The following is a 19827-nucleotide window of genomic DNA, read 5'->3' as shown; positions in this document are numbered from 1 at the left end:
CAAGATTGGCTGTTATGCAAGCGGATCTGAACCTGCTGACCGTGCTGGACGCACTCCTCGAGGAGGGCAGCGTGATGGGGGCCGCACAGCGGCTGCACCTGTCGTCGCCCGCGGTCAGCCGGACGCTCGGGCGCATCAGGAAGGTCACCGGCGACGACATCCTCGTGCGGACGGGCCACACGATGACGCCCACGCCGTACGCGCTCGGGATCGCCGACGAGGTGCGGCGGCTGGTCCGCCAAGCGAACGCCGTGCTGGCGCCGAGCCGTGAGCTGGACCTGGCCGAGCTGGACCGCACGTTCACCGTCCAGTGCCACGACGCCCTGGCCTCGTCGGTGGTGCCGGCGTTGATCGGGCGGATCGCGGAGCAGGCACCCGGTGTGCGGCTGCGGGTGCTCGCCGAGCACTCCGCCGACACCGACGACCTGCGGCACGGCCGGGTCGACCTGGAGCTCGGCGGTGGCAGGCCCGAGCTTCCCGAGTTCCGCTCGGAGACGCTCGGCACCGATCCGCTCGCGGTGGTCATGCGGTCCGGCCACCCGTGCACCGAACTGGACCTGCACGCGTACGCGGCCTACCCGCACGTGCTGGTGTCGCGGCGAGGAAGGCTGACCGCCCCGATCGACGACCTGCTGGCGGCGGAAGGCTTGCGGCGCAGGGTGATCGCGACCGTGGCGACGGTGCACTCGGCGGTGCAGATCGCAGCCGCGAGCGACGCGCTGGTCACCACCACGACACTCCTGTGCCGGCCGTTGATCGAGGCGTTCGGGCTGGTCACCCTGCCGTTGCCGGCCGAGTCCCCGGAAGCGTCGATCAACTGCAACTGGCACCAGCGCTACGACTCCGACCTCGCCCACGCCTGGCTGCGCGACCAGGTGCGGACGACCGTGCAGGAGGTCCTAGGCGGCTAGCGGCAACGCGACGGCACCGGGAAAGCGGGGGTTCTCGGCCTCGTCGAGCATCGCGGCGGCCACGGTCTCGCGGCTGACCTTGGCCCCGAGGTCGAACGGCGGCGCGGCGTCCAGCCCGACCGTGCGGCCGGGCTCGAACGGCTCGTCCGTGAGCACCCCGGCGTGGAAGACGGTGCCGCCGGCGGCGAGAACGGTGTCGTCGGCCGCGACCTTGTCCGGGATCCGGTCGCCGAAGAACTTCCAGAGCACGGCCGCACCCTCGCCCGCCGCCTCGGCCGACGCGCCCGTCCCGTACGCGCCGAGCCAGATGATCCGGCGCGGCCCGGCGGCGACGACGGCCCGGGCGCCGTCGAGCAGGACACCCGGACGGTCCGTGCCGAGGCCGGACAGGACGACCGACTCGGCGTCGATGGTCAGCGGACCGCTCACGTCACCCGCGACCTTGGTCAGCAGCGGGTGTTCGAGCGTGATCCGCTCGGGGTCGCGGGCGATCGCGGTGACGGTGTGGCCCCGCTCCAACGCCTGGCGGGTGAGGGCGAGACCGGTGCGGCCCGAGGCCGCGAGAATCGTCAGGTGCATGCCCAGAACGCTATTGAGCACGCCGGTTAACATCAAGTGCAACCTAGCTAACCGGCGATTTACCCAGACGCAATCAGCCTTCTTCGCGCAGCTTCTCCAGGGAAGCGGCCAGGTCAGCCGGGTACTCGGAGGTGTAGGACACCCACTGGCCGTCCGCCGGGTGGTGGAAACCGAGCTGACGCGCGTGCAGCCACTGCCGCGTCACGCCGAGCCGCTTGGCCAGCGTCGGGTCGGCGCCGTACGTCAGGTCGCCCACGCACGGGTGGTGCAGCGCCGAGAAGTGCACACGGATCTGGTGCGTGCGCCCGGTCTCCAGGTGCACCTCGACGAACGACGCCGCGCGGAACGCCTCGATGACCTCGTAGTGCGTGATGGACGGCTTGCCGTCCTGCATCACGGCGAACTTGTAGTCGTGCTTGGGGTGACGGTCGATCGGGGCGTCGATGGTGCCCTTGATCGGGTCCGGGTGCCCCTGGACGATCGAGTGGTAGACCTTGTCGACGGTCCGTTCCTTGAAGGCGTGCTTCAAAGCCGAGTACGCGGACTCGGACTTCGCGACCACCATCACGCCGGTCGTGCCGACGTCGAGCCGGTGCACGACGCCCTGACGCTCGGCGGCCCCGGACGTGGCGACGCGGTGGCCGGCGGCGGCGAGGCCACCGACGACGGTCGGCCCGGTCCAGCCCGGCGACGGGTGCACGGCGACACCGACGGGCTTGTCGACGACGATGATGTCGTCGTCCTCGTGGATGATGACCAGACCCTCGACGGGGATCGCCTGGACGGTGATCGGCTGCGGCGGGGCCGGCAGCGTGATCTCCAGCATCGACCCGGCGGTGAGCCGGTCGGACTTGCCCACGACCCGGCCGTCGACCAGCACGTCGTCGGCGTCGGCGATGCCGGCCACGACGGTGCGGGACAGACCGAGCAGCTTCGCGAGGCCGGCGTCGACGCGCATGCCGTCCAGACCGTCGGGAATCGGCAGCGTTCGGTAACCGCTCACGCGGGGTGCCTCGACCTTCTTCTCCTTGCAGAACCCGCTAAATCTACCAGGACCAGCTACTTCGTCTCCTGGAGACCGTCGGTCTCCACGAGCGGCTCGACCTCCTTGACGACGGTCCCGTCGTAGTCGTGCTGCAGCAGCGCCAGGACGATGATCGTCACGCCACCGCCGACGATCGCCATGTCGGCGATGTTGAAGACCGGCCACACCCGGCCGTACGGGTCGAACAGCGACAGGAAGTCGACGACGTGGCCGCGCATCGGGCCGGGTTCGCGGAACAGCCGGTCTGCCAGGTTGCCGACCGCACCGCCCAGCACCAGGCCGAGACCGACGGCCCACTTCTGCGAGCGCAGGTTGCGCGAGATCCAGACGATGAACCCGGCGACGCCGAACGCGATCAGCGCGAGGACCCACGTCATGCTCTCGGCCAGGCCGAACGCGGCACCGGGGTTGCGGACGAACGTCAGGTAGAGCGCGCCGCCGAAGATCTTGATCGGGTCCGCGCCCTCCAGCAGCGCGACCGCCACGACCTTGGTGAGCACGTCGAGTGCCAGCACGGCGGCCGCGAGGATCGCCAGCATCCTGATCTTCGGTTCCGGCAGCGAACCCGCGAACGAGCCGGAGATCGAGAACTCCTCGTCGTCCTCCACCTTGGCGGGGGACTCCGCGGGCTTCTCCTGCGCGTCCGGCTCCCCGGCCACCGTCCCGGGCTCGCCGACCTGCGTTTCCGCAGGCTTCTCGGCGACCTCGCCCGAGGTCTTCGCAGCGGCCTTGTCCGGGGTCTCGGCCTCGTCGCTCACCAGGTCAGTGTCCACTACAGGGACTACGCGAGGAACGGCGGCAGGGTTCGGTCGTCGTTCTGCGGAACCCAGCGGCCGTCGCGCTGCTCGTAGGTCCACTTCGGACCTTCGGTGACGAGAGCGCGCAGCGCCGCGACCAAACGATCCACGTGCTCGGCCGTCGTGCCGAGGCCGATCGACGCGCGCACGGCCCGTTCCTCGTGCGATCCGACCTGCTTGACCAGGCGGCCCACGATCACGTGCGCGCAGAACGCGCCGTCGCGCACACCGATGCCGTACTCGGCGGACAGCGCCGCCGCGAGGAAGCCCGCGTCGAAGCCGGAGATGGTGAAGCTCACGACGCCGACCTTGTCCGCGTCGGTCAGGATCGCCAGCTCGCGGAAGCCCGGGATCGTGCGCAGCCCGGACCGCAGGCGGGCCAGCAGCTCCTGCTCGTGCGCGACGGTCTGCTCCCAGTGCCGCGACAGGATCTCGCACGCCGCGGCCAGCGCGTGCACGCCGACGACGTTCGGGCTGCCGGCCTCGTGCCGCTCGGGCACCGCGGACCAGGCCACGCCGAGGCGGTCGCCGTGGTCGGTCACCTTCGACGTGGCGCCGCCGCCGACCAGGTACGGCTGGGCCTGCTGCAACCAGTCGGCGCGGCCGACGAGCACACCGGCGCCGAACGGGGCGTAGATCTTGTGGCCGGAGAACACCACGTAGTCGACGCCCAGCTCACGGGCGTTGATCGGGCGGTGCGGGGCGAGCTGGGCGGCGTCGAGCGCGATCCGCGCGCCGTGGCGGCGGGCGACCTTCGCGAGCTCGGCGACCGGCCACAGCTCCCCCGTGACGTTGGACGCCCCGGTGACGATCACGAGCCGGGGGCCGACCGGGGCGGCGGCGAGGGCCCGGTCCAGCGCGACGATCGCAGCGCCGGACGAAGAAGGTGCGGGGATCCGCTGGACGTGCGGACCCTTCCAGGGCAGCAGAGCGGCGTGGTGCTCGCTGTCGAACAGGACGACGGCGGTGTTCTTGGGAACGCTGCGCGCCAACAGGTTCAGCGAGTCGGTGGTGTTGCGGGTGAAGACGACGGCGTCGGAGGCGTGCGCCCCGACGAACCGGCGGACGCGGTCGCGGGCCTGCTCGTAGACGCGGGTCGAGACCTGGGAGGCGAACCCGGCGCCGCGGTGCACGCTGGCGTACCAGGGCAACAGCTCGTCGACGGCGTCGCGCACCTCCTGCAGACAGGGTGCCGACGCGGCGTGGTCGAGGTTGGCGTAGGTCACGCGCTCTCCGGTGACCAGGGGGACGCGCAGGTCGGCGCCGACGACGGCCGGAACGGCGGTGGTGGTTCCAGGGGTGATCGCGAGCGTCATCGAGCTGCCTCCGAGGCCAGGGGCCCCGTTGTGCGAAGGCCCGCGCTTGACCGGCGCCCCACGCGCCGGACCAGGTCCTCACCAAGGGCACCCCACCGCGGTTGGAGGGTTGCCGGCCAGCAAGCTTGGGCTTGACGCTGGCTCTCATGACCTGCCGACGACGTTAGCGGAGGGTGACCGCCTCGTCGACACCCGATCACATGCTGAGAAGCCTCGGAGACCGACTAATCCCCGGTCTCGCCCTTCCACCTGGCGTAGCGACCGGCCCGGTCGACGGCACGAACGCGCCGCTCAGCGGCATCGCGCGCCTCCTCGGTGGTGACGATGAGCAACTGGTCCTCGGTCTGCAGCCGGGTCGTCGGTTGTGGCGTGAAACTCTTCCCCGACCGGACCACGAGGCTGACCGTGGCGCCGCTGGGCAGCCGCAGCTCGGACATGTAGACGCCGTGCAGCTTCGAACCGCGCTGGATGTGGACCTGCAGCAGGTCGGCGCCGAGCTCGTCGAGCGGCGAGGAGTCGACCTGGACCTCCACCGCCTCGCCGGTCTTCACCAGCCCGAGCCGCCGGGCGAGCAACGGCAGCGTCGTGCCCTGCACGATCGTCAGCACGATGACCAGCAGGAACACCACGTCGACCAGCTGTCGTGCGCCCTCGACGCCCTGGATCAGCGGGATCAGCGCGAACACGATCGGCACCGCGCCTCGCAGCCCCGACCAGGAGAGGAACGCCTGTTCCCGCCACGGCACCTTGAACGGCAACGAGGCCAGCACCACCGACAGCGGGCGCGCGACGAACGTCAGCACCAGACCCGCGATCAACGCGGGGAACAGCACGTCGAGCAGCCGCGACGGCGAGGCGTAGAGGCCGAGCAGCACGAAGAGCCCGATCTGGGCGAGCCAGCCGAGACCTTCGGCGAACGAGAGCGTGTCGGCGCGGTGCGGCAGGCGGGCGTTGCCGAGGACCAGCGCGGCGACGTACGTGGCGAGGAATCCGGAGGCGTGCACGAGATCGCCGGCCGTGTAGGCCATCACGCACACCGCCACCGTGGCGAGCGGGTACAGGCCGGTGGAGGGCAGTGCCGCGCGTCTCAGCCCGGCCCCGCCGAGGAACCCCAGCGCTACGCCGACGAGCGCGCCCGCGCCGAGTTCGTAGATCACCAGCAGCGGCGCGGTCCAGGAGATCTGGTCCGACGAGGCCAGCAGCACCACGGCGATGTAGACCGGCGCGTCGTTGAGGCCGGACTCCAGTTCGAGCGCGCCCGTGAGCCGCGCGCCGACGCCCAGTGAACGCAGGACGCTGAAGACGGCGGCCGCGTCGGTGGACGAGAGCACCGCGCCCCACAGCAACGCCATCCGCCAGTCGAGGCCCAGCAGGAAGTGCAGCGCCGTCCCGGTCACCGCCACGCTGACGACAACGGCCACTGTGGACAGTGCGACGCCCAGCCACAGCGATGACTTCACCGCGTTCCAGCGGGTCGTGATGCCACCCTCGGTGAGGATCAGCACCAGCGCCGCGATGCCGAGCGACTGGGTCAGGTCGGCGTCGTCGAACTTGATGCCGAACACAGACTCGCCGAGCAGCACGCCGATGCCGAGGTACAGCAGGAGTGAGGGCAGGCCGAGCCTGGTCGACACCCGCACCGCGATCACGGAGATCAGCAGTACGGCAGCGCCGATGCCCAGGACCGCTGTCACGTCACCCACCTGGACCATTCTGGTTGATCACCACCGAATCCGACGAATCAGACGAGTCAACAACTCCAGCCGTTCGCCCCTACCGAGCCCATGCACGACGGAGCATGTTGATCAGTGGCTCAATCCCTACCCTGCACGGAGTTGAACCATGAGGATCCTGATCGCGCTGGCGGCCGCCTTGATGGTGACCGGAGCGACCTCAGCGCAAGCAGCGGCGCCGGCCGCACTGGCGGCGCCGAACATCAACGTCGCGAACGTACAAGCTCACCTGAACCAGTTCCAGTCCATCGCCAACTCCAACGGCGGCAACCGCGCACACGGACGACCGGGGTACCTGGCCTCGATCAACTGGGTGAAGAGCAAGCTCGACCAGGCCGGGTACACCACGCGCGTCCAGTCGTTCACCTCGAACGGCTCGACGGGCTACAACCTGATCGCCGACTACCCCGGCGGTGACCTGAACAACGTCGTGATGGTCGGTGGCCACCTCGACAGCGTCTCGGCGGGTCCCGGCATCAACGACAACGGCACCGGCTCGGCGTCGATCCTGGAGATCGCGCTCCAGGTGAAGGCGACCGGGTTCCAGCCGACCAAGCACCTGCGGTTCGGCTGGTGGGGCGCGGAGGAACTCGGCCTCGTCGGCTCGACGTACTACGTGAACTCCCTGTCGTCGACCGAGAAGTCGAGGATCAAGGCGTACCTGAACTTCGACATGACCGGCTCGCCGAACCCGGGTTACTTCGTCTACAGCTCCTCAGGCCAGCCCACCGGTTCGGCGGCGCTGACGCAGCGGCTGCAGGCGGGCTTCAGCTCACTGGGCGTCTCGACGGAGCTGACGAACGTCGGTGGCCGTTCGGACCACGCGGCGTTCGCCCGCGCGGGCATCCCGACCGGTGGCACCTTCACCGGCGCCGAGGGCATCAAGACCTCGGCGCAGGCGTCGAAGTGGGGTGGCACGGCCGGTCAGGCCTTCGACCGCTGCTACCACCGCTCGTGCGACACCACGTCGAACGTCAACGCGACCGCGCTCGACCGCAACGCCGACGTGATCGCCAGCACGCTCTGGGCCACCGCGGCCTGATCACTTCGCGGTGAGCACCTGCACGGCCTCGTCGAGCACCGGTTCGACGAGGCCGGGCAGGGTGATCCACATCTGGGCCTGGCCCAGGTAGAGGCTGAACGCGATCAACGCGCGCTTCCTCGCCTGGGCCTCGCCGAACCCGAGCTGCCCGAACAGCTCCGTCAGGTAGCCGATCCGCTTCTCCGTGACGCGCTGGAGCACCGGCGCGATCACCTCGTTCTGCGCGGCCGCCTGCAACGCCATCTCCACCGACCCCTTGCGGGTGGTGTCGAGCACCATGGCGAACAACGTCCGCAGCTTGTCCTCGGGGGTCTGCTCGGACTCGACGAGCTCGATGACCTTCTCGGTGTGTTCCCGTTCCCACCGCTCGACCGTCGCCTGCAGCAACGCGTCGCGGGTCGGGAAGTGGTGGTAGACGCTGCCCTTCGTGGCTCCGGCCCGCGCGGCGAGCGGCTCGACGGCGACGGCGTGGAGCCCGCCTTCGGCCAGGGCTCTCAGCGCTATCTCAGTCCAGTCGTCACGATTCCGCCGCACCACGCTTCCATACGCTACCGTACGTTCTCGGAACATACGCCACCGTATGGAGGTCGGTCATGATCAGGAACGTCCACACCCGCGACCTCGGCGTGCCCGCCGGCCCGTTCGTCGAACGCGTCCAGGAGCTTTGGCCACCCGCCTGGGGCAAGCAGGAGTTCGACCGCCCGCTGGGGGTCGGCGCCGACGGCGGGCACGGCCCGATCCGCTACCGCTGCACGGAGTTCGTGCCCGGCGAGTCGATCACCTTCGAGTTCACCGGGATGTCGGGCAGCCACACGCTCTCGGCTTCCGGGGACGTGTTGCGGCACGAGCTGATCGGAACCTTCGGGTTCGCGGACCGGCTGCGCTGGGCGCTCGTGATCCGCTGGCTGCACGACGCGTGCATCGAGGACCTGTTCGACGCCTGCGAACGCGCGGCGGGCAGCGAGCCGGCTGTTCCGGCCCGCTGGTCACCATGGGTCCGACTGGTGCGACGCCTGTTCACGCCACGGCGTCAGCCGGCGGCTGGCCGCGATCGCTCACGACACGCGTGAGCCGGTTTCCCGAGAGCGGTCCGGAACAGCCGAACCCACGCCGTCACCGTCCTCACACACCTCCGGAACAGTCGAGCAGCAGCGGAACGGATCCCGGTTCCGTGCTGGACGCGCCGTAGATGTCGCCCTCGTCGGTGAGCGAGGGGTACGCCGGAACGGTGGGCACCGCACGAGAACCGCTGGGATCAGCCCACAACTCCTTGTCACCCCACAGGGTCCTGCCGAGCACGTGACCGTGCGAGTTCGCCGCCAGGACCTCGGCGGCGAAGGCGTACGGCTCGCTCGCGGCACCCGTCACGTCCCACCTGACGACCTGCGAGTCCACGACGCCGACCGCGTGGTTCCCGCGCACCGTGCGCACTTCGGCGTTGCCGAGAGAGACGACCTCGCCGGACGGGCGGATCCAGTGCGTGCCACCGCTCGAGCCGGCCAGCACCGACCCGTCGTCGGCGATGCCCACCGGGCTCCACGACGCGTCCGTACCCGGGACCTGGTGCGGTACAGCGGAATCCGCCGGCCACACCACGGGCTTGCCGTCCGAACGGCCGAGCACGTCGCCGCGCTCGTTGAGGTCGAACGCCTCCACCCGGTACTCGCCCGGTAACCCTTGCAGGCCCTGCACCGAGTCGGGAACTCCCGGCCGCCACCGCGCGGCGGCCGGGAACAGGGACGCCGACAGGATCACCACGCCGGACGAGTTGATGTCCTGCGCCGACGTCGGGTTGCGGAAGAACGACAGCTGGTCGAGCAGCTGCCCGTCCTTCCACACCAGCGCCGTGCTCCCGGACATCGACCAGAAAGAGCCGGTGCCCACCGCGAACGAGCCGGCCGCGGCCGCCACGCCCTCGCTTCTCACGGCAGGCGGCACCGGCAGCTCGACGAAGTCCCACGACCGGCACGCCGCCACCGGATCAGCCACCGGATCGGCCACCGCGGTGGCCGGAGCCAGCACACCGGCCGAAAGGAGCAGTGCGCTCGCGAAGACGCGCCATCCCCCAGACAGAACCATCACAATCCCCTTTGCTGTTGGCCTGTTCCGACCGTAGCGACGGGGTCCGACAGTTTTTCGCGGTCGCACGCCGAGGGGCCGCCGTCCGAAGACAGCGGCCCCTCGGTTCACTCGTTCAGGTCACGCCTTCGCGACCGCCACCTTCACCTTGGCGCCGTCGCCGACCGTGCCCTCGGAGGTGCCCTCACCGAACACCACCGCGGACGTCAGCGTCTCCGCCTGGACGAACGCCAGGTGGGGCTCCACCGCGGTCCTCACCGCGTCCGGCAGCTCCAGCGTCAGCGTGATCCGGTCGGACACGTCGAGCTGAGCGTCCTTGCGGGCCTGCTGCACCACGCGCACCAGGTCGCGCGCGACACCCTCGGCCTCCAGCTCCGGCGACACCACCGTGTCGAGCACGACGACACCGGCACCACCGGGCAGCGCGGCCGTGGCGGCGGGATCCGTTGCCACCAGACGCTGTTCGTACTCGCCCTCGAACAGCTCGACGCCGGCGGCGACGATCCTGCCGTTCTCCTCGGACCAGTCACCGGCCTTGACGGCCTTGATGACCTTCTGCACGTTCGGGCCGAGGCGCGGGCCGGCCGCACGCGCGTTGACGACCAGCTGGAACTGCCCGTAGGCGTCGACGTCCGTGGACAGCGACACCTCCTTGACGTTGACCTCGTCGCGCACGATCCCGGCGAAGTCCTCCAGCGAGCCCGCCACCGGCGACGCCACCGTCAGCCGCGCCAGCGGAAGCCGCACGCGCAGCTTGTTCGCCTTGCGCAGCGACAACGCCGTCGAGCAGACGTCGCGCACCTCGTCCATCGCCGCCACCAGCGCGTCGTCCGCCGGCACGTCCGACACCGACGGGAAGTCCGTCAGGTGCACCGAACGGCCACCGGTCAGCCCGCGCCACACGACCTCGGCCGTGTACGGCAGCAACGGCGCCGTCACGCGCGTGACGACCTCCAGCACGGTGTGCAGGGTGTCGATCGCGTCCTGCTCGCCGTCCCAGAACCGCTGCCGCGACCGGCGCACGTACCAGTTCGTCAGCACCTCCAGGTACTCGCGCACCAGCTGGCACGCGCCGGAGATGTCGTAGACGTCCATCGCAGCCTGGACGTCGCGCACCAGGTCGTGCGTCTTCGCCAGCGCGTACCGGTCGAGCACGTTCTTCGAGTCGACGCGCCACGTGCCCTCCTTCCCGGAGGCGTTGGAGTACAACGCCAGGAAGTACCAGGAGTTCCACAGCGGCAGCACCGCCTGGCGCACCGCGTCGCGGATGCCGCGCTCGGTCACCACGAGGTCGCCACCGCGCAGGATCGGCGACGCCATGAGGAACCAGCGCATGGCGTCGGAGCCGTCGCGGTCGAAGACCTCGGTGACGTCCGGGTAGTTCTTCAGCGACTTGGACATCTTCTGGCCGTCGTCACCGAGAACGATGCCGTGCGCCATGCAGTCGCGGAACGCGGGCCGGTCGAACAACGCCGTCGCCAGCACGTGCATGGTGTAGAACCACCCGCGCGTCTGGCCGTTGTACTCGACGATGAAGTCGCCCGGGAAGTGGTTCTCGAACCACTCCGCGTTCTCGAACGGGTAGTGCACCTGCGCGAACGACATCGAGCCCGACTCGAACCAGCAGTCGAGCACGTCCGGGATGCGCCGCATGACCGACTGGCCGCTCGGGTCGTCCGGGTTCGGCCGCGTCAGCTCGTCGATGAACGGCCGGTGCAGGTTGTCCGGGCGCACGCCGAAGTCGCGCTCCAGCTCGTCCAGCGACCCGTACACGTCCGTGCGCGGGAACTCGGGGTTGTCCGAGGTCCACACGGGCAGCGGCGAGCCCCAGTACCGGTTGCGCGAGATGTTCCAGTCGCGCGCGTTCTCGAGCCACTTGCCGAACTGGCCGTCCTTGATGTGGCCGGGCACCCAGTTGATCTGCTGGTTGAGCTCGACCATCCGGTCCTTGAACTGCGTGACCGCGACGAACCACGCCGACAGCGCGCGCTGGATCAGCGGGTTCTGGCAGCGCCAGCAGTGCGGGTACGGGTGGTCGTAGGTCTCGTGGCGCAGCAGCAGGCCTGCGTCCTTGAGGTCGCGGATGATCAGCTTGTTCGCCTCGAAGACGTGCACGCCCTGGTACGGCGCCACCTCCGCGGTGAACTTGCCGTCCGGTCCGACCGGCACGACGACCTCGATGCCCGCCGCGTCCGTCACGACCTTGTCGTCCTCACCGAACGCCGGTGCGATGTGGACGATGCCCGTGCCGTCGTCGGTGGTCACGTAGTCGGCCGTGAGCACCTGGTGCGCGTTCTCGCGGCCCACGAAGAAGTCGAACGGCGGCAGGTACTTCTTGCCGACCAGGTCCGAGCCCTTGAAGCGCGCGACGACCTCGGGCTCCTCGCCCAGCTCACGCGCGTACGCCGCGACTCGGGCCTCGGCCAGCAGGTACTTGTCGCCGTCCGAGCCCACGACCGTCACGTAGTCGACGTCCGGGTGCACGGCGGCGGCCAGGTTGCTCGGCAGCGTCCACGGCGTCGTCGTCCAGACCAGGGCCTTCTCGCCGGACTCGAGGCGCAGCGCCACCGTGACGGCGGGGTCCTGCCGGTCCCGGTAGGCGTCGTCCATCTTGGTCTCGGTGTTGGACAACGGCGTCTGGCAACGCCAGCAGTACCAGAGCACCCGGAAGCCCTCGTAGATCAAGCCCTTGTCCCACAAGGCCTTGAACGCCCACATGACGCTTTCCATGTAGTCGAGGTCGAGCGTCTTGTAGTCGTTGTCGAAGTCGACCCAGCGAGCCTGGCGCGTCACGTACTCGCGCCACTGGTCCGTGTACTGCAGCACGGACGTGCGGCACGCCTCGTTGAACTTCTCGATGCCGAGCTCGTCGATCTCGTGCTTCTGCGTGATGCCCAGCTGCTTCTCGGCCTCGTACTCGGCCGGCATGCCGTGCGTGTCCCAGCCGAACCGGCGCTCGACGTGCTTGCCGCGCATCGTCTGGTAACGCGGCACGACGTCCTTGACGTACCCGGTCAGCAGGTGGCCGTAGTGCGGCAGACCGTTCGCGAACGGCGGGCCGTCGTAGAAGACGAACTCGTTGTCACCGTTCTCGCCGGCCGCGTTGCGCTCGATGCTCGCCTGGAAGGTCTCGTCGTCCTTCCAGTACCCGAGCACGTCCTGCTCGAGGTTCGGAAAGGACGGCTGCGCCGGGACCTCGTTCTGTCCGGCCCTGGGGTAGGCCATCTCCACTGCTCCTCGCGGTCACGTTGGACACGCGAGGACGACACGCCGATGTGGCTCGGCCCGCCGCGGTACCACCCCGCTTGCCCGCCCTCGTGGGGCGAGCCTCTCGTTCTTCGGCTGTGACGGGCCGGTCCCGTCCGGTTCTACTGAGGTGCTCGCGCACCCGTTCTTCCGGAGGCTCCCCGGTGATGGCCGGATCGGTGCCTGTGAGTTACAGGGTAACCGGAGGCGCAAACCGTATGCTCGCCCGATGACGTTGACCATCGCGTTGTCGATCCTGCTGGCCCTGCTGTTCGTCGCAACAGGCGCGGGCAAGCTCTTCGGCGCGAAGGCGTCACTGGAGGCCCGCGACCACTTCCGGATGAACCCGGCGCTGTGGCGCACCATCGGCGCGCTGGAGTGGGCGGGTGCCGCGGGCCTGGTCGTCGGCCTGGTCACGTGGCAGTGGGTGGCGCACGCGGCCACCGTCGGGCTCGGGCTGCTGATGGTCGGCGCCACGATCACCCGGCTGCGGTACGACTCGAAGCCGACCGGCGTGGTCCTGGACCTGGTGCTGCTGGGCCTGTTGATCACGTTGCTGTTCCTGGACCGGTGAGGTTCCACCTTCTCGGCGCACCCGAGGTCCGGCGGGGCAGCGCCCTCGTCGACGTGGGTCACGCACGCCAGCTGAGCGTTCTGGCGGTGTTGCTGGTGGACGTCAACCAGGTCGTCGGCGTCGACAAGCTGCTCTCACGGGTGTGGGGTGACGCGCCGCCACGGCAGGCGAAGGCCGCGCTCTACAGCTACGTGTCACGGCTGCGCACGGCGTTGGACGACGTCCCGATCGTGCGCCGTTCCGGCGGCTACGTGCTGGAGGCCGATCCTTTGTCCATCGACCTGCACTGCTTCCGCTCCCTCGTGACGCACGGACGGCCCGACGAGGCCATGGCGCTCGTGCGCGGCGAACCGTTCGAGGGGCTGCACGGCACGTGGTTCGACGGTCTGCGCGAGACACTGGCGGGCGAGATCACCGCCGCCGAACTGGACCGCACCGACGCCCGCCTCGCCGCCGGCGAACACCTCTCTCTCGTCGCTGAACTGACCGCGCGCACGTCCGAACGTCCCCTCGACGAACGACTCGCGGGGCAACTGATGCGTGCGTTGATCGGCGCCGGCCAACGCGCAGACGCACTCGCCTACTACTCGGGCCTGCGCGCCCGGCTGGCGGACGAACTGGGCCTCGACCCCGGCCCCGCACTGCGCGACCTGCACGCGTCGCTGATCGAACGTCCACAGTGGAGCCCACGCCGACTTCCGCCAGCCCCGAAGGGTTTCGCCGGTATGGCGGCCGAACTGGCGGCCCTCGACCTGGACGGTCCGATCGTGACGATCACCGGACCGGCGGGCACGGGCAAGACACGACTCGCGTTGCATTGGGCGCACGAACACGCCACCGACTACCCCGACGGCCACCTGTTCGTCGCTCTCGACGGCTCCGACCCGGCGGACGTGGTCCGCGAGTTCCTCACCGCGCTCGGCACCAGCCAGGACGGCATCCCACCGGAGCCACACGCGCAGACAGCGCTCTACCGCACGTTGCTGGCCGACCGGCGAATGCTGATCGTGCTCGACAACGCCGCGAACACCGCGCAGGTCGTGCCGCTCCTGCCGGGCACCCCGCGCTGCCGGGTCGTCGTGACGAGCCGCGAACGCCTGCCTGGCCTCGTCACGGCCCACGGCGCGCGCCCGGTCGTGCTCTGAGTAGAAGCACTCATGCCGGGCCTTCCACTCCTGCGCCAGACTGGCCCCACAGACCATCTCTCTGGGGGGATCAGATGCGTGTCTTAGCTTTGACCTGCGCTCTCACACTGCTGGGCGCGGGAGTCGCCTCCGCCGACGAGCCGTCGACCTTCACGTTCGACGCCGAGGCCAACGCCTTCCCGATCTCTTCCGTCAGCGGCGAGTGGAGCACGCCGGACGCGGAGTTCATCGTGGGACAACGGCGCAACAACACCCTGCACATCGACGTCGAAAGCAGCAAGGCCAGGACCTACTACGTCGTCGACCTCTCTCGCCACGACGGACTGCCGATCACACCGGGCACCTACACCGACGAGCGGGCGATCGTCATCGGTGGAGGCTTCTACTGCGCCGACGACAAGGCGGACTTCACCATCGACCGTGTCGACCTCGACGAGGGGGGACTCGCGACCGCACTCGACGGCTCCGTCGAGCACCGCTGCGGTGACAAGCCCGACAACGCGTTCCGGGCGAAGATCAGCTACCGGAGCGGCGCCTGATGCGCACCGCCCTGCTCGCCGCAGCGCTGCTGATGGCCACCGCCGCACCGGCGTCCGCCGCCGGCACCGACTACCTGATCTGGGACTCCGAGCCGCACTCGTCCCCCGCGGACGGTCGCTCGGGCACGTGGGCACCGCCCGACCTGTTCTCGGTCTGGGAACACCCCGACCACATGATCCGGGTCAAGGCGAACGCCCCTACCGGCGGCGAGTACCTGCAGATCGACCTGGCCCGCCACGACGGGCAGCGCATCACCGAGGGCGGCTACAGGGACCAGTGGGTGCGCGTCGTGAACCGCGGCCTCGGGCCACCCGACGACCGCGGAGTGTTCACCGTCGAGCACCTCGCGTACGGGCCCGACGGGAACATCTCCGAGTTCGAGGGAGCCGTCGAGCACCACGGCAGCGACGAGCCGGGCACCACGTTCCGCGCGAAGATCAGCTACCGGCGCTGACGTCCTGACCGGTGGTCGCGTTCCGCCTGCGGAGCACCACGTCCAACGTCGCCGCCGGATGCGCTTCCGCCGGCGACTGCGCGAACTCCAGGTGGTGCGGGAGGTCACCGGCCTTCTCCCGCAGGTCGGCGGGCACACACCCGTCGAGCCCGGCATGGGCCGGCACGGCGGCGGTGACGAAGAGGAATGCGGCGACAACCGCAACGCGGACCAAGGCCCCGGGGACATCTCACCCCAGGCCGGGACCATTCGCGTGCGACTCAGCCGGACTGTGTCGTGCGACTCCTGCGCACCAGCACCGCGTCAGGGGTGCACAGCGCACAGGGCGTGAACTGCAACTGCCGTGCCTCCTGCACCGGGAGGCCCAGCGTGGGCCTCCCGGCAAGCCAGGAACACGAGCTCAGGTGGTACCGGGGCCGCTCGTCCAGCACCCGGACCTCGTCCACCAGATCAGCCACGACGAGCAGGTCTGCCGCGTCGGTGTCCTCTTCCGGTGGTTCCTCGTCAGCGGGCGGCGTGTCGGCTTCTGCCGAATCGACTACCCGTTGATCATCAGCTACAGCCTGTTGATCTACACTCTGCGCGTCGGCAGCGGGGTCCCCCGGACGCCTCCGCCACCAGTCCCAAGCGAGGACCAGGGCGGCGAGCACGCTCGCGCCCACGGAGGACCACGCCCAGATCGTGTTGGACGTGGCCAGTGCGGGAACGAGCAACCCGAGGGCTGCCAGCACCAGAAGCAGAACTACGAAGAGCACCTAGCGAACAGTAGTTCAGCCCGCTTCGGCGCGTGCACCGAACGAGTAGCCCTGGGAACGACCCTCGGACGGTGCGGCGGGGCCGCGGTCCTGGAGGTCGCGCAGGGACGACTCGAGCATCGTCTTCAGGCGGGTGCGGTACTCACGCTCGAACGTCTGCAGCTTGTCGATCTGCTTCTCGAGCGTGTTCTTCTCCTGGGTGATGTTGCCCATCACCTCGGCGTGCTTGCGCTGCGCGTCACGGTCCAGCGCGGTGGCCTTCTCACGGGCCTGCCGCTCCAGCGTCTCCGAACGCGTCCGCGCGTCGTTCAGCATGGTCTCGGCACGCGTGCGCGCCTCGTTGACCATCGTGTCGGCCTTGGCGCGAGCCTCGGACAACAGCTGCTCGGACTTCGTACGGGCCTCGGACAGCATGCCGTCCGCTTCGGCCTTCGCCTCGCCCGTCAGCCGGTCCGCCATCTCCTGGGCAAGGCCCAGGACCTTCGCGGCCTGCACGTGGTGGTCTCCGCCACCACCGGGGGACGTCTGCTCCATCACCGAGGGAGGCGGGACCGGCGCCAGGCGGCGCGGCTCCTCCACCGGCATGCGGCTCGTCATGGGGCTGGCCGAAGCCTTGGCCCGCGCGTCGTCGAGGTCGGCGCGCGACGTCTCGAGCTGCTGGTCGAGCTGCTCGACTTGCTGACGGAGGTCGTTGTTCTCCTCGATCAAGCGGGCGAGCTCGCCCTCAACCAGGTCGAGGAACGCGTCCACCTCGTCCTCGTTGTAGCCCCGCTTGCCAATCGGCGGCTTGCTGAATGCAACATTGTGCACGTCAGCGGGGGTCAACGGCATCGGATCACCTCTCGCACTCCTGGGCTGCGGTCATCCCACGGTTCCCCGTCACCTGGGATCTGCGAATCGCATCAGAATGATAACGACCAGCCACAGCACAATAATCGATAGGTCCAGCCCGACGCCTCCGATCCGCACAGTCGGGATCACCCGACGGAGCGCACGGACAGGTGGGTCGGTGACCGTGTACACGGTCTCAAGCGTCACGGCTACGCCGCCAGCCGGGCGCCACTCCCTCGCGAACGTCCGCACCATCTCGACCACGACACGCGCGGTCAGGAACAGGGAGAACGCGAACAGGACGTAGAAGATGACGAGACGGATCGGGTCCACGGGTCAACTCTAACCGTGGTTCCCGAACCCACCCTCCGCCAGCTTCCTGCGGTCCTCCGCCGTGACGTCAACGTTCGGCGGTGAGAGAAGGAACACCCTGCTGGTGATCTTGTCCATGGACCCGCGCAGAGCGAACGCGAGACCGGCCGAGAAGTCGACGAGACGCTTCGCGTCCGCGTCGTCCATGTCGGTCAGGTTCAAGATCACAGGAGTGCCGTCGCGGTAGTGCTCCCCGATCGTGCGCGCCTCGCTGTAGGTACGGGGGTGAAGCGTGGTGATGCGCGCCAACGGGTTGCCTGCCGGCTCGGCCACGGGACGCAGCCTGCTCACGGGCTCGCGCTGCGGCTCGACAGCGAGTGCGCCGTGCACGGGTGCATCGGCGCTCCAGCGTCGCGTGCTCGAGGGGCTGCCCCCGCGCCGCGGCTCCGGCTCGTAGTCGTCCGACTCGTCGATGTCGGCCCGGTATCCGGAGCCCTGGAGCTCCGACCGGCCCGGTGTGAACACGCGGCTGCGCCGCGGATACGGGTCGTAGTCGTCGGCCTCGGCCGCGTACTCGGACCGGTAGTCGCCGTAGCGACCTCGGTCGTCGTCGTAGCCGGGGTCGTCTGCGTACTCGGCGGGGACCATCCCGAAGTAGGCCTTCAGCTTGTGCAAAGCGCTCATTCCAGCCCCTCCTCGGCGGTTCCCCACTCTTAGGGACGGTGCGGACGGTCCCGAGGTTCCCGACAACCTATGGCGAGGTTAGTCGCCGACTGCCGAGCAACGCCGTTCCGACACGCACACAGGTCGATCCGTGCGAGATGGCATCTTCCAGGTCACCGCTCATTCCCGCTGACACATGGGTGGCAGTGGGATGATCATCACGTAGGCGAGATACCACCGAAACCAACGCTTGAAACGCCTGCGCAGGCTTCATCGTCCGAGGCGCGACAGTCATCGCACCTCGGAGAATAAGATCACCCGAACGAGTGATCACGCCAGCCAGTTCCGCCACATCCGCAACAGCAACCCCACCGCGCGACGTGTCGCCGTCGATGCTGACCTGCAGCAGGACGTCCAAAGTCGTGCCTCGCGAATGCACGGCCTTCGCCAACGCCTCGGCCAGCCGCACGCTGTCCACGGAGTCGACCTGATCGGCCCACTCGACGACGGACTTGGCTTTGTTCCGCTGCAACCGCCCGACCATGTGCCATCTCGCTTCTTCGAGATGTCTTAATTGGCCGACTTTCTGACTCGCCTCCTGATCGCGGTTCTCCGCGAAGTTCCTCAAACCAAGCCTGTAAAGGATCTCCACATCACTGGCGGGCCAGGTTTTCGTCACCGCGAGCAACATCACTTCTTCGCGATCCCGCCCCGCCACCTCACAGGCCTTGGCGATGCGTTCCTCGACCTCGGCGAGGTTCTCCTTCAACTCCTCGGCGCGGTTCACGGCTCGATCCAGATGACCGACGCAAGACGCCCGGTAGGCGCCTGCCGCCGATGACTGAAGAGATCCTTCTCCTCGAACGTGCACCGGGGATCCACGCCGATCTTCCCGACCCCAGCGCTCCCCAGCTGGTTCCACAACCCGGCCCGAAGATCCAGGGCAGGCGTACCTTTCCGTGACTTGGAGGCGCTGCCGGGCAGGTGCTTCTCGACGTCCTTCTGCATCTCGGCGGGCACCTCGTAACACTCACCGCACACCGAGGGCCCCAGCAACACCTCGATGCGCTCGAGCTCGGCCCCCAACGCCATCATCGCCTTGAGAGCCTCGACCACAACCCCGACACGAGCCCCGACACGCCCAGCGTGGACAGCCCCGACAACACCAGCCTCTTGATCACCAAGAAGGACCGGCACGCAGTCGGCCGTCAACACGACAAGCCCGAGCCCGGCCCGTTTCGTCACAACAGCATCAGTGGCCTCAAGAGGCTCACCCTGCGGCCCGTCCACGGTGGCGACAGTCCGCCCGTGCACCTGCTCCATCCAGACCAACCGGTCGGGCGTCAGCCCGATCCCCTCGGCCAGTCTCGCCCGGTTGGCCTCGACAGCCCGCAGGTCGTCCCCGACGTGATCGCCGAGGTTGAAGGAGTCGAAGGGCGCCTTGGACACGCCACCGGCGCGGGTGGTGACAACACGACGAATGCGCACGCCTACACCCTAGTTCGCACGACGAAGCACCCACCGACCACGCCCAAGACGCGCTGAGAGCCCACCCATCGCAATGCCGAAGGCGAGCAGTCCGAGAGCACAAGCTCAGTGCAGGCCCACCCACTCACCGCGATGCCGAAGGCGAGCCGTCTTTCCATAAGAGCTGGGCGGTGGGGTCCCATCACGAGTCGCGCCATAGCTCTTGCTGCATGCCTGAGGGGGTGTCAAGCGGACACGCTTTTCGTCCGCTTGACACCCCCTCAGGCATGTGGCTCGCTCTTGGCTCGGCTCGTGATGGGACCCCACCGCCAACGCAA

General features: G+C 69.1%; 22 protein-coding genes and 1 riboswitch. Of the genes, 7 read left to right on the top strand and 15 right to left on the bottom strand.

Features of this window, described 5'->3' with window-relative positions; translation table 11 throughout:
• The first annotated feature begins 14 nt into the window (after window positions 1-14).
• Window positions 15-911, top strand: coding sequence for a LysR family transcriptional regulator (locus tag ACWF7A_RS33750; RefSeq protein ID WP_452254559.1), 897 nt, complete (start codon window positions 15-17; stop codon window positions 909-911).
• Here ACWF7A_RS33750 and ACWF7A_RS33745 read toward each other — a convergent pair.
• From ACWF7A_RS33745 to ACWF7A_RS33725, 5 genes are all read right to left on the bottom strand, one after another.
• Window positions 900-1490, bottom strand: coding sequence for an NAD(P)-dependent oxidoreductase (locus ACWF7A_RS33745; protein ID WP_452254558.1), 591 nt, complete (start codon window positions 1488-1490; stop codon window positions 900-902). The two genes, ACWF7A_RS33750 and ACWF7A_RS33745, sit on opposite strands and share 12 nt — an antisense overlap.
• Before the next feature lie 73 nt (window positions 1491-1563).
• On the bottom strand, window positions 1564-2448 hold the full coding sequence (locus tag ACWF7A_RS33740; protein WP_452254716.1) for an RluA family pseudouridine synthase: 885 nt from the start codon (window positions 2446-2448) through the stop codon (window positions 1564-1566).
• Between the two features lie 101 nt (window positions 2449-2549).
• A complete protein-coding gene (lspA, locus tag ACWF7A_RS33735) occupies window positions 2550-3293 on the bottom strand; it encodes a signal peptidase II (protein ID WP_452254557.1) in 744 nt (247 codons plus the stop codon).
• Window positions 3294-3316: 23 nt separating this feature from the next.
• Window positions 3317-4648: an aminotransferase class V-fold PLP-dependent enzyme gene (locus ACWF7A_RS33730; RefSeq protein ID WP_452254556.1), complete on the bottom strand. Its 1332-nt coding sequence runs from the start codon at window positions 4646-4648 to the stop codon at window positions 3317-3319.
• A gap of 37 nt (window positions 4649-4685) precedes the next feature.
• Window positions 4686-4800, bottom strand: a riboswitch (SAM riboswitch).
• A 72-nt stretch (window positions 4801-4872) separates the two neighbouring features.
• A complete protein-coding gene (locus tag ACWF7A_RS33725; RefSeq protein ID WP_452254555.1) occupies window positions 4873-6360 on the bottom strand; it encodes a potassium/proton antiporter in 1488 nt (495 codons plus the stop codon).
• Between the two features lie 130 nt (window positions 6361-6490).
• Between ACWF7A_RS33725 and ACWF7A_RS33720 the strand changes: the two genes are divergently transcribed.
• Entirely contained in the window at window positions 6491-7423 is a 933-nt protein-coding gene (locus ACWF7A_RS33720) for a M28 family metallopeptidase (RefSeq protein WP_452254554.1), read from the top strand.
• On the opposite strand, the gene ACWF7A_RS33715 is transcribed toward ACWF7A_RS33720, so the two are convergent.
• Window positions 7424-7960 carry a TetR/AcrR family transcriptional regulator gene (locus ACWF7A_RS33715; RefSeq protein ID WP_452254553.1) on the bottom strand — a complete coding sequence of 179 codons (537 nt, stop codon included), beginning with the start codon at window positions 7958-7960 and terminating at the stop codon, window positions 7424-7426. It abuts the gene before it with no gap.
• A 56-nt stretch (window positions 7961-8016) separates the two neighbouring features.
• Here ACWF7A_RS33715 and ACWF7A_RS33710 point away from each other — a divergent pair, with 56 nt between their 5' ends.
• Entirely contained in the window at window positions 8017-8493 is a 477-nt protein-coding gene (locus tag ACWF7A_RS33710; RefSeq protein ID WP_452254552.1) for an SRPBCC family protein, read from the top strand.
• A 52-nt stretch (window positions 8494-8545) separates the two neighbouring features.
• On the opposite strand, the gene ACWF7A_RS33705 is transcribed toward ACWF7A_RS33710, so the two are convergent.
• A complete protein-coding gene (locus ACWF7A_RS33705) occupies window positions 8546-9502 on the bottom strand; it encodes a hypothetical protein (RefSeq protein ID WP_452254551.1) in 957 nt (318 codons plus the stop codon).
• A 120-nt stretch (window positions 9503-9622) separates the two neighbouring features.
• Window positions 9623-12727 carry an isoleucine--tRNA ligase gene (gene ileS, locus ACWF7A_RS33700; RefSeq protein WP_452254550.1) on the bottom strand — a complete coding sequence of 1035 codons (3105 nt, stop codon included), beginning with the start codon at window positions 12725-12727 and terminating at the stop codon, window positions 9623-9625.
• A 250-nt stretch (window positions 12728-12977) separates the two neighbouring features.
• On the opposite strand from ileS, the gene ACWF7A_RS33695 reads away from it, so the two are divergent.
• The 4 genes from ACWF7A_RS33695 (at window position 12978) to ACWF7A_RS33680 (ending at window position 15461) form a co-directional block, all read left to right on the top strand.
• A complete protein-coding gene (locus tag ACWF7A_RS33695) occupies window positions 12978-13322 on the top strand; it encodes a DoxX family protein (protein ID WP_452254549.1) in 345 nt (114 codons plus the stop codon).
• Window positions 13319-14467 (top strand): BTAD domain-containing putative transcriptional regulator, encoded by a 1149-nt coding sequence (locus ACWF7A_RS33690; protein WP_452254548.1) that lies wholly within the window; start codon window positions 13319-13321, stop codon window positions 14465-14467. The genes ACWF7A_RS33695 and ACWF7A_RS33690 overlap by 4 nt, the downstream gene beginning before the upstream one ends.
• Window positions 14468-14541: 74 nt before the next feature.
• On the top strand, window positions 14542-15006 hold the full coding sequence (locus ACWF7A_RS33685) for a hypothetical protein (RefSeq protein WP_452254547.1): 465 nt from the start codon (window positions 14542-14544) through the stop codon (window positions 15004-15006).
• Complete coding sequence (locus tag ACWF7A_RS33680; protein WP_452254546.1) at window positions 15006-15461, top strand: hypothetical protein; 456 nt, start codon at window positions 15006-15008, stop codon at window positions 15459-15461. Before ACWF7A_RS33685 ends, ACWF7A_RS33680 begins: the two co-directional genes overlap by 1 nt.
• Here the strand turns inward: ACWF7A_RS33680 and ACWF7A_RS33675 are convergent.
• The 7 genes from ACWF7A_RS33675 to pgeF form a co-directional block, all read right to left on the bottom strand.
• Window positions 15445-15675 carry a hypothetical protein gene (locus ACWF7A_RS33675; RefSeq protein WP_452254545.1) on the bottom strand — a complete coding sequence of 77 codons (231 nt, stop codon included), beginning with the start codon at window positions 15673-15675 and terminating at the stop codon, window positions 15445-15447. The genes ACWF7A_RS33680 and ACWF7A_RS33675 overlap by 17 nt on opposite strands.
• 46 nt (window positions 15676-15721) lie before the next feature.
• A complete protein-coding gene (locus ACWF7A_RS33670; protein WP_452254544.1) occupies window positions 15722-16216 on the bottom strand; it encodes a hypothetical protein in 495 nt (164 codons plus the stop codon).
• A gap of 15 nt (window positions 16217-16231) precedes the next feature.
• Window positions 16232-17047 carry a DivIVA-like cell division protein Wag31 gene (gene wag31, locus ACWF7A_RS33665; protein ID WP_189158708.1) on the bottom strand — a complete coding sequence of 272 codons (816 nt, stop codon included), beginning with the start codon at window positions 17045-17047 and terminating at the stop codon, window positions 16232-16234.
• Window positions 17048-17095: 48 nt separating this feature from the next.
• On the bottom strand, window positions 17096-17371 hold the full coding sequence (locus tag ACWF7A_RS33660; protein ID WP_089950699.1) for a YggT family protein: 276 nt from the start codon (window positions 17369-17371) through the stop codon (window positions 17096-17098).
• 18 nt (window positions 17372-17389) lie between these two features.
• Complete coding sequence (locus ACWF7A_RS33655) at window positions 17390-18043, bottom strand: cell division protein SepF (RefSeq protein WP_452254543.1); 654 nt, start codon at window positions 18041-18043, stop codon at window positions 17390-17392.
• Between the two features lie 67 nt (window positions 18044-18110).
• Entirely contained in the window at window positions 18111-18809 is a 699-nt protein-coding gene (locus ACWF7A_RS33650) for a YggS family pyridoxal phosphate-dependent enzyme (RefSeq protein WP_452254542.1), read from the bottom strand.
• On the bottom strand, window positions 18806-19510 hold the full coding sequence (gene pgeF, locus ACWF7A_RS33645; RefSeq protein WP_452254541.1) for a peptidoglycan editing factor PgeF: 705 nt from the start codon (window positions 19508-19510) through the stop codon (window positions 18806-18808). Before pgeF ends, ACWF7A_RS33650 begins: the two co-directional genes overlap by 4 nt.
• Window positions 19511-19827: the final 317 nt, after the last annotated feature.

This window comes from Lentzea sp. NPDC055074, assembly GCF_053608005.1.
This window is presented reverse-complemented; position numbering and strand designations above follow the sequence as displayed.

Coding starts and splice junctions, on each gene's coding strand:
- ACWF7A_RS33750 (WP_452254559.1), top strand. CDS start 15: ATGCAAGCGGATCTGAACCTGCTGACCGTGCTGGACGCACTCCTCGAG.
- ACWF7A_RS33745 (WP_452254558.1), bottom strand. CDS start 1,490: ATGCACCTGACGATTCTCGCGGCCTCGGGCCGCACCGGTCTCGCCCTC.
- ACWF7A_RS33740 (WP_452254716.1), bottom strand. CDS start 2,448: ATGCGCGTCGACGCCGGCCTCGCGAAGCTGCTCGGTCTGTCCCGCACC.
- ACWF7A_RS33730 (WP_452254556.1), bottom strand. CDS start 4,648: ATGACGCTCGCGATCACCCCTGGAACCACCACCGCCGTTCCGGCCGTC.
- ACWF7A_RS33725 (WP_452254555.1), bottom strand. CDS start 6,360: ATGGTCCAGGTGGGTGACGTGACAGCGGTCCTGGGCATCGGCGCTGCC.
- ACWF7A_RS33720 (WP_452254554.1), top strand. CDS start 6,491: ATGAGGATCCTGATCGCGCTGGCGGCCGCCTTGATGGTGACCGGAGCG.
- ACWF7A_RS33710 (WP_452254552.1), top strand. CDS start 8,017: ATGATCAGGAACGTCCACACCCGCGACCTCGGCGTGCCCGCCGGCCCG.
- ACWF7A_RS33705 (WP_452254551.1), bottom strand. CDS start 9,502: ATGGTTCTGTCTGGGGGATGGCGCGTCTTCGCGAGCGCACTGCTCCTT.
- ileS (WP_452254550.1), bottom strand. CDS start 12,727: ATGGCCTACCCCAGGGCCGGACAGAACGAGGTCCCGGCGCAGCCGTCC.
- ACWF7A_RS33695 (WP_452254549.1), top strand. CDS start 12,978: ATGACGTTGACCATCGCGTTGTCGATCCTGCTGGCCCTGCTGTTCGTC.
- ACWF7A_RS33685 (WP_452254547.1), top strand. CDS start 14,542: ATGCGTGTCTTAGCTTTGACCTGCGCTCTCACACTGCTGGGCGCGGGA.
- ACWF7A_RS33680 (WP_452254546.1), top strand. CDS start 15,006: ATGCGCACCGCCCTGCTCGCCGCAGCGCTGCTGATGGCCACCGCCGCA.
- wag31 (WP_189158708.1), bottom strand. CDS start 17,047: ATGCCGTTGACCCCCGCTGACGTGCACAATGTTGCATTCAGCAAGCCG.
- ACWF7A_RS33655 (WP_452254543.1), bottom strand. CDS start 18,043: ATGAGCGCTTTGCACAAGCTGAAGGCCTACTTCGGGATGGTCCCCGCC.